The following is an 859-nucleotide window of genomic DNA, read 5'->3' as shown; positions in this document are numbered from 1 at the left end:
CCCTGCTCGGCGGGGCCCGTGAACGGTCGCGCCCGCTTCGCGGGTTCGCGACCGTTCCCCGCCGGGAGAGCTTCGCCCTCCCCGCGCGATTGCGCGGGGCCCCTCCCCAGTGTTCACGGTTGTTTCTCCGGGTGGCGGCACCGCGCCAACGCGGCGGCTCGCTGAAAATGCGACGGGCTTGGTGCGAACGCGGCGGGGTGACTGAGAACGCGGCGGGACGGCGAGAGCGCGGCGGGGGCCGCGGCCCATTCACTTTCCGTCGATGGCGCGGGGGTAGCAGCGCGAGACGAAGCCGCAGCCCTCGGCGCGGCAGCGGGCCTCGTCGCGGCCGAGTGAGGCGGGAGGGCGGTCGCCGTCACCGCGGAAGGCTTCCCAGGCGAGCCGCGGGGCGTCGGCCGCGAAGCGGGAGAGCTCGCGCTCGCCGGGGGTGACGTCCACGGCGCGGCAGTCCCCGCGGATGAACTGGAGGCGGGCGCGGACGCGGGCCTCGGGGTGGGCGCGGCGGGCGGCGAGCGCGTAGGCGACGAGCTGCAGGCGGTAGCGGTCGGCGGCGTCCGGCCGAAAGGTCGCGTACTTGTAATCCACGACCGTGAGCGCGGTGGCGCGCCGGTCCGCCACGAGGGCGTCGATGGCGCCGACGAGGTAGACCGCCGGCGCGCCGCGCTCCCGCGCGTGGAGGCGCAGGAGGAAGGGCACCTCGCGGCGGAGCCGCGCGTCGCGCGCCGCCGCCGCGAGCTCGCGCCCGCCCTCCGAGTCCGCGAAGCGCGACACCTCCGCGAGGATGCGCCGCACGCCGGGCGAGCGGGCGTCGTGACCGCGCCGCGCCGCGGCGGCGGCGAGCTGCGCGCGGCGCTCGAGG

At 78.1% G+C, this 859-nt stretch carries 1 protein-coding gene; it reads right to left on the bottom strand.

Annotated elements, in window-relative coordinates:
- Positions 1 to 249: 249 nt before the first annotated feature.
- On the bottom strand, positions 250 to 859 hold a 610-nt coding region (locus tag MNY60_RS23525), incomplete at its 5' end, for a PD-(D/E)XK nuclease family protein (RefSeq protein WP_242362080.1).

The sequence above is a fragment of the Anaeromyxobacter sp. SG17 genome (genome assembly GCF_022690695.1).
Classification (GTDB): domain Bacteria; phylum Myxococcota; class Myxococcia; order Myxococcales; family Anaeromyxobacteraceae; genus Anaeromyxobacter; species Anaeromyxobacter soli.
This window is presented reverse-complemented; position numbering and strand designations above follow the sequence as displayed.